Source organism: Streptomyces sp. NPDC021115 (genome assembly GCF_044333065.1).
In the GTDB taxonomy this organism is placed as follows: Bacteria; Actinomycetota; Actinomycetes; order Streptomycetales; family Streptomycetaceae; genus Streptomyces.
This window is the reverse complement of the sequence record NZ_JBIRQF010000027.1, coordinates 84,770-92,246: the sequence shown is the minus strand read 5'-3', so window position 1 is coordinate 92,246 and position 7,477 is coordinate 84,770. Positions and strand designations below refer to the sequence as shown.

Here is a 7,477-nt window from a genome sequence, read left to right as displayed (position 1 = left end):
CATAATCGAGCTTTTCGGTCCGGATTTCGGCATGCCGAAGTCGTTCCCGATTGGGGGTCGTGCTGAAGTGGTTTGCCGCCGGTGCGGCTCGAGTGGCTGTCCCGTTTCCCTGTGCGGGCTCCGTGACAACTCGAAGAACACTACACGACGCTCCGGCGGCCTTCAAACCCGTGCCAGCGTGCCGTGTGAGGCGTAGTCTCTTGTGACATGACGAAGCATGCGCACATCGCCCAGTGGTGGCCCGCCTGACGGCGGCCGCCCCCAGCGCATGCACCTTCCACGGCCGCCGCTCCGGCGGCCGTTTCCGTTTCTCCTCGCTCTCGCGGAGTCGGCCGTTCGGCCCGGCGGTCCCGAGACAGCGGGAGAGACACCCTCATGGCACACACCACGACGGCACGGCCCCGGATCTTCAGCGGGGTCAAGCCGACCGGGCATCTGACCCTCGGCAACTACCTCGGCGCGCTGCGCCGGTGGGTCGAGGAGGACCAGTACCGGGCCGACGCGCTGTTCTGCGTCGTCGATCTGCACGCGCTGACCGTGGAGCACGATCCGGCGCGGGTGCGGCGGCTGACCCGGCAGGCGGCCACGCTGTTCCTGGCCTCCGGGCTGGATCCGGCGCACTGCACCCTGTTCGTCCAGAGTCATGTGGACGAACACGCACGGCTGTCCTATCTGATGGAGTGCACGGCCGCGGACGGCGAGATGCGGCGGATGATCCAGTACAAGGAGAAGGTCGCGCGGGAGTCGGCGCGGGGCCGGAGCGTACGGCTGTCGCTGCTCACCTATCCGGCGCTGATGGCGGCCGACATCCTGGCGTACGGGACGGACGAGGTGCCGGTCGGCGAGGACCAGACGCAGCACGTGGAGCTGACCCGGGATCTGGCGCGGCGGTTCAACCAGCGGTACGGGCCGGTCTTCACCGTGCCGCGGGCGACGGCTCCGCCGGTGGCGGCGCGGGTGATGGACCTTCAGGACCCGCTGTCGAAGATGGGCAAGTCGCACGGCGAGGGCAGGGGCATCGTCTATCTGCTGGACGAGACGGATGTCGTGCGCAAGAAGATCATGCGGGCGGTCACGGACAGCGGCAGCGAGGTCCGGTACGACCCTGAGGAGCAGCCCGGGGTGGCCAATCTGCTGGATGTGCTCGCGGCGTGTACCGGGGGCAAGCCGGAGGTGCTGGCCGAGGAGTACACCTCGTACGGGGCGCTCAAGGGGGCGGTGGCCGAGGCGGTGGTGGAACTGCTGCGGCCGATGCGGGCCCGGCACGCCGAGCTGAGCGCGGATCCCGGTTATGTGGACGGGGTGCTGCGGGCCGGGGCCGAGCGCGCCCGGGCGCTGGCCCGGCCGCGGGTCGACGCCGCCCATGCGGCGGTGGGGTTGCTGCCCTCGGCCTGAAGAGAGGAGAGAGGGGAAAGGGGAGCCGGGGCCTCGGCCCCGGCTCGGGTGGACGGTCAGCCGTTGCCGGAGGCGAGTTCGCGGCTGCGGTCGCGGGCCGCCTCCAGGGCGGCGATCAGGGCGGCACGTACGCCGTGGCTCTCCAGCTCGCGGATGGCGCTGATCGTGGTGCCCGCCGGGGAGGTCACGGCCTCGCGCAGCGAGACCGGGTGCTGGCCGCTGTCGCGCAGCATCGTCGCGGCGCCGATCGCCGCCTGGACGATCAGGTCGTGGGCCTTGTCGCGGGGCAGCCCGAGCAGGATTCCGGCGTCCGTCATGGCCTCGACGAGAAAGTAGAAGTACGCGGGACCGGAGCCGGAGAGGGCGGTCGCGGCGTCCTGCTGGCTCTCCGGGACGCGGAGCGTCTTGCCGACGCCGCCGAAGATGGCCTCGGCGTGGACGAGGTGCTCCTCCTTGGCGTGGCTGCCCGCCGAGATGACGGACATGGCCTCGTCGACGAGGGCGGGCGTGTTGGTCATGACGCGCACCACCGGGGTGCCGACGGCGAGGCGCGCCTCGAAGAAGGAGGTGGGGATGCCCGCGGCGCCGGAGATCACCAGCCGGTCGGCGGGCACGTGCGGGGCCAGCTCGTCCAGCAGGGTGCTCATGTCCTGCGGTTTGACGGTGAGGATGAGGGTGTCGGCGGCCTTGGCGGCCTCGGCGTTGGTGACGGCCTCGACGCCGTAGCGCTGCCGCAGCTCCTGGGCGCGCTCCGGGCAGCGGGCGGTGACCAGCAGGTCGGTCGGTTTCCAGCCACCGCGGATCATCCCGCTGAGCAGGGCTTCGCCGATCTTTCCCGTGCCGAGTACGGCGACCGTCTCCGTCATAGTGCGGCTCACCTCGTGCGTTGCTGCGATGGATGGACGCCTCTCATCCTCGCACCGGGGCCCGCGCGACGCGCCGCGCATTATTCATTGTTCGATGAATAATATTTTTCATGACGAATCCTTGACCAACCGGCGTGGCCCGATCGCTTGTGAGCGCTGGCGTCCGCCGGGGTGACCGGAACGAACCCGTCCTGTTCGACGCTTCTCCGTTCACAAGTTGGTTACATATCGACTTGCAAATGGTCACGGGCTTCTGGACACAATGGAGTTGAGTGTCGATACGTATCGGAGGGAGGCGATGGTGAGGACGGTCCGGCATACCGCTCGTGGGCTGCTAGCCGTGGTATCCGTACTGCTCGCCCTCTTCATTGCCGCCGACTGCACGTCCTCACAGGTCACCCATCCCGAGTCGATCGCCTCGACCGCGTCCGCGGACCCCAAGCCGATCATCAAGGCACTCTCCACCCACCATGACAGCGGGGTGGAGGACTGCAAGGGGCTCCGCAACGGACGGGCTCCACTGACCGCACCCACACCGAGCGGCAAATACGGATGTGTGTGCGGATGCGACGCGGGTGTGCGGATGCCGCGCACCGCGATCAGTACATCCCTGACGGGACGGCAGGCCGTGCCCGTGTCGAGATCGGGCGAGCTGCCCGTCATTCATCAGATTTTCCGCTGCTGAGGGCTGCGCCGTCATATGCCGACGGCCCATGTCGGCCCGTGACGGCTCCTTCTGTGCGCCCTCGCGCGCCACGTTTCACGCTTCCTCACGCTTCGTGTGAGCAAGCGAGCTTCACCGCCAGCGACCGATTCCATCGATCCCACTGACGAAGTGCTATGCCGTGCCCCCGCCTGCCCAAAGAGCCGGTGACGGGGCGCACTGGAGGCAACCCTCATGCGAAACTCTCTTCTCGACCGTTTCCGCGGCGCCGGCGGCGCCGCAGGCTCTTCACCCGGCGCCGGGACCTTCCGCGCCGACTTCACCGCTTCTCTCGTCGTCTTCCTGGTGGCCGTGCCCCTGTGCGTGGGCGTGGCCGTCGCCTCCGGCGTCCCGGCCGAGCTGGGCCTGATCACCGGCATCGTCGGTGGTCTGGTCACCGGCTTCCTGCCGGGCAGCAGCCTCCAGGTCTCCGGCCCCGCCGCCGGTCTGACCGTGCTGGTCTTCGAGGCGGTCCAGGAGTACGGCGTCCCGGCGCTGGGCGTTCTCGTCCTGATCTCCGGACTGCTCCAGCTGGCCATGGGCGCCCTGGGGTTCGGCCGGTGGTTCCGGGCGATCTCGCTCGCCGTGGTGCAGGGCATGCTGGCCGGTATCGGCCTCGTACTGATCGCCGGGCAGCTCTACGCCCTCGGTGACATGAAGGCCCCGAGCAGCGGGCTCGACAAGATCTTCGGGATTCCGGGGCTGATCGGCGACGTCGCCGGGTCGAGCGACTCCCTCACGGCCGTCGCCGTCGGCGTCGGAACCATCCTGGTCCTGGTTCTCTGGCCGCGCTTCCGCCAGGGCGTCAAGATCCTGCCCGCACCGCTGGCCGCGGTCATGTTCGCGACGATCGTGACGGTCAGCTTCGATCTGCCGATCGCCCGGGTCGAGGTCAAGGGTCTGCTGGAGGCCATCCAGCCCCCCGGCGTCGGTGAGTTCACCCAACTGGCCGAAGTGGGCGTGATCGGAACCATTCTCGCCTTCACGCTGATCGCGTCGGCCGAGAGCCTGTTCAGCGCGGCGGCCGTGGACCGGCTGCACGACGGTCCGCGCACCGAGTACGACAAGGAACTGATGGCGCAGGGCGCCGGTAACGCGGTGTGCGGTGTGCTCGGCGCGCTGCCGATGACCGCGGTGATCGTGCGCAGCTCGGCCAATGTGTTCGCCGGTGCCAAGACGAAGCTCTCGCGCATCCTGCACGGTGTGTGGCTGCTGGTCTTCGCGGTCCTCTTCCCCTCCGCGCTGGGCATCATCCCGATCGCGACGCTCGCCGGTGTGCTGGTGCACGCGGGCTGGAAGCTGATCCCGACCAAGGACCTGATGCCGCTGTGGCGGGAGCGCCGGGGCGAGGCGATCATCCTGATCGTGACCGCCGGGGCCATCGTCACCACCGACATGTTCGAGGGCGTCATCATCGGTCTGCTGCTGTCGGTCATCAAGACCGCCTGGGAGACCTCGCACGTCCACATCGACGTCAAGGGGCTGGACGGCGACGAGGACGAGCCGGTCAAGGTGCGGGTGCTCGGCAACGCGACCTTCCTCCGGCTGCCCAAGCTGCTGGACTCGCTGGAAGCGCTGCCCCGTGAGCGGGTCGTGGAGCTGGACCTGAGGGGTCTGCGCCATGTGGACCACGCCTGCGAGATGGCGCTGGCGACCTGGACCGAGCGGCACAACGCGGTGGTGAGCCACGCGGAGACCACCGAAGAAGAGGACACGAAAGTACCCGCGTAACACCTGAACGGCACCACCCAGCCCCGGGCCCCCGGCGCACCTCGCGCCGGGGGCCCGGGGCTTTCGTGGGTCAGCCGCAGGCGACGGTGACGAAGCCGTCGCTTCCCGTCTTCACATACGCGTCGGAGACGTACTGCCCCGGCGCGATGCAGTCCCAGATGTCCGTCGAGCCGTACGGCCCTGACACCCGCTGACCGTGCGTCTGGCAGCGGATCGCGACCCGGGTGTTGGCGGGCAGCCGCTTGACCACCTGGTAGCCGGTGCCGGGACCGCTGCGGACGTTCACCTCGTAGCCGGGCGCGGTCGGATACGTGACGGCTTGCGCGGCGGTTTCCTGCGCGGCGGTTTCTGGCACGACTGTCTCATCGATGGCCATGTGGCCCTCCCCCGTTGAACTTCATTCTGACGTTGTGCACATGTCGGATGTCGGATTATGTGACACGACATGCGGAGGTTAACAAGACTCGTACGCACCATCGACTAGGCTCGCCGAGTCGCTTAGCGGGCCGAATACACAGGGGTGGGGCATGCCGCCGGGGCGCGGAGCCGGGACGGGTCCAGAAACGGAAGATCCTGAGTACGCCGGGCAATACCGGCTGGAAGCACGCCTCGGCTCCGGGGGCATGGGCGTGGTCCACCTCGCCCGCTCGGCGTCGGGGCGGCGGCTCGCGGTGAAGGTCGTCCATGCCGAGTTCGCCGAAGACCCCGAGTTCAGGGCGCGGTTCCGGCAGGAGGTGGCGGCCGCGCGGCGGGTCAGCGGGGCGTTCACCGCGCCCGTCGTGGACGCCGACCCGGAGGGCCTGCGGCCCTGGATGGCCACCACCTACATCCCCGGCCCGACCCTGGCCGAACACGTCAAGCGGAACGGCTCGTTGGAGCCGGACGAGGTGGTGGCGCTGGCGGCCGGGCTCGCGGAGGCGCTGCGCGACATCCATCGGGTGGGGGTCGTCCACCGCGATCTGAAGCCGAGCAACGTGCTGCTCGCGGCGGACGGCCCGAAGGTCATCGACTTCGGGATCTCCCGGCCGTCCGACAGCGAACTGCGCACCGAGACCGGCAAGTTGATCGGCACGCCGCCGTTCATGGCGCCCGAGCAGTTCCAGCGGCCGCGGGCGGTGGGACCGGCGGCGGACGTGTTCGCGCTGGGGTCGCTGCTGGTGCACGCGGCGACGGGGCGGGGGCCGTTCGAGTCCGAGAGCCCGTACATCGTGGCGTACCAGGTGGTGCACGACGAGGCGGATCTGGCGGGGGTGCCGGACGAACTGCTGCCGCTGATCGAGCGCTGTCTGGCCAAGAACCCGGCGGAACGGCCCACCCCGGATGCCCTGATGACCGTGTTGCGGGCGGTCCGCGGGCCCCAGCCCCCGGAGTTGCGGGGGCCGCGGGGGCCCGCCCCCGCGGCCGTGACGCTCCCCGCGCAGCGCGACGCGGAACCGGTGCTCGACGCGGAACCGGTGCTCAAGGCCGAGGTGGTGCCTGAGCCTGAGGCGGTCACTGAGCCTGAGCCTGAGGTGGCGGACTCGTCCGTGCCCTCGGCGCGGCGGGGTGTGCGGCGGTGGGTTCCGGCGGCGCTCGCCGCGACGGTGCTGCTGGGCGCGGGCACGGTCGTGGGGCTGCGTCAGCTGAACGAGCGCGAGGCCACGGCGGAGCGGCACCCGCAGAACAGCGCCGCGACCACCACCGCGTGGCGGCCCTGGGAGCGGGAGCTGCGCGGCGGCACGGCCGCGACGGAGGCCAAGGGCGCGCGGCCCGCGACCTGTTCGTACGGGGGCGGCGCGCTGTACTGCGCGGCGCGCGGCGTCCAGGCCGCCCGGATCGACCCCGCCGACGGCCGCGTGGTGTGGTCGCGCCCGGCCGCCACGAGCCGCCCGGGCGAAAGCACCCCCGCCGCGCCCGTCCCGGCGGGTGGTCTGGTGCGGGTGATGTCGGCGGACGGGTCGCGGCTGGAGGCGCTGGATCCGCGGACGTACCGGGCCCGTTGGAGCCGCGAGGTGTCCGCGTACGGGGGCCGGGTCTACTCCGCGGGCGACACGGTGCTGCTGGTCGCGGCGGACGGCACCGTCACGGCGGTGAACGGGGCGACGAACCGGGAGCGTTGGAGCCACCGCGTGCCCGGGCACGCACAGCCGAGCTTCTTCTCCTACGGCGACGGCCGCACCGCGTACGCCCTCACCACCGCCACGGACGGTCGGCACACCCAGGTCACGGCGATCGACACGGTGCGCGGGACGACGCGCTGGCACCGCTCGCTGTCCGGCACCCTCACCCCCGTCGGGGCGGGCCCGGACGGGCTCCTCCAGCTGACCGAGGCCGACCAGCAGTCCCGTACCGTCGCGGTCGTCGCGTACGACCCGGCGCGGCGGGCGGAGCGGCGGGCCGAGCTGACCGTGCCGGTGTCCCTGAGCAGCGCCGCCGTCCGGGGCGACCGGGTGTATCTGCTGAGCGAGGACGGCGGGCTGGTGGCCGTCGACACGGCGCGCGGGGCGCAGCGGTGGCGGATGGAGACCTCGGTGGCCAACGCCTCGCCGCTGGTGGCGGCGGGTGAGCGGCTGTACTTCTCGTCGGCGGACGGCCGACTGCTGGCCGTGGACACCCGGCGCGCCCGGCTGCTCGGCCAGACCCGCCCCCGCGCGGACCGCCCCGGCGGCGAGGGGTTCCTGGCCCTGATGCCCTCGCCGGTGGCGGCGGCGGGCAAGGTCTTCGCGACGGCCCCGGACGGCACGGTGTTCGCCGTGGACGGGACGGATCCGGCCCGCTGGTGAGCGGGGGCCCGGACCCCGTC

Annotated in this window: 6 protein-coding genes; 4 read left to right on the top strand and 2 right to left on the bottom strand. The window is 71.0% G+C overall.

What is annotated here, in order from left to right:
* The first annotated feature begins 375 nt into the window (after positions 1-375).
* Positions 376-1,395, top strand: a complete 1,020-nt coding sequence (gene trpS, locus ACH4TL_RS42600) for a tryptophan--tRNA ligase (protein ID WP_398329517.1) — start codon at positions 376-378, stop codon at positions 1,393-1,395.
* 56 nt (positions 1,396-1,451) lie between these two features.
* Here trpS and proC read toward each other — a convergent pair whose 3' ends face one another.
* Positions 1,452-2,261, bottom strand: a complete 810-nt coding sequence (gene proC / locus ACH4TL_RS42595) for a pyrroline-5-carboxylate reductase (RefSeq protein WP_398329520.1) — start codon at positions 2,259-2,261, stop codon at positions 1,452-1,454.
* Between the two features lie 340 nt (positions 2,262-2,601).
* Between proC and ACH4TL_RS42590 the strand changes: the two genes are divergently transcribed.
* A complete protein-coding gene (locus ACH4TL_RS42590; protein WP_398329523.1) occupies positions 2,602-2,946 on the top strand; it encodes a hypothetical protein in 345 nt (114 codons plus the stop codon).
* Positions 2,947-3,159: 213 nt separating this feature from the next.
* Complete coding sequence (locus tag ACH4TL_RS42585; protein WP_398329526.1) at positions 3,160-4,695, top strand: SulP family inorganic anion transporter; 1,536 nt, start codon at positions 3,160-3,162, stop codon at positions 4,693-4,695.
* A 70-nt stretch (positions 4,696-4,765) separates the two neighbouring features.
* Here the strand turns inward: ACH4TL_RS42585 and ACH4TL_RS42580 are convergent, their stop codons facing one another.
* Entirely contained in the window at positions 4,766-5,071 is a 306-nt protein-coding gene (locus ACH4TL_RS42580; RefSeq protein WP_398329529.1) for an SH3 domain-containing protein, read from the bottom strand.
* Positions 5,072-5,222: 151 nt separating this feature from the next.
* Here ACH4TL_RS42580 and ACH4TL_RS42575 point away from each other — a divergent pair, with 151 nt between their 5' ends.
* Complete coding sequence (locus ACH4TL_RS42575) at positions 5,223-7,457, top strand: PQQ-binding-like beta-propeller repeat protein (protein WP_398329532.1); 2,235 nt, start codon at positions 5,223-5,225, stop codon at positions 7,455-7,457.
* Positions 7,458-7,477 lie beyond the last annotated feature (20 nt).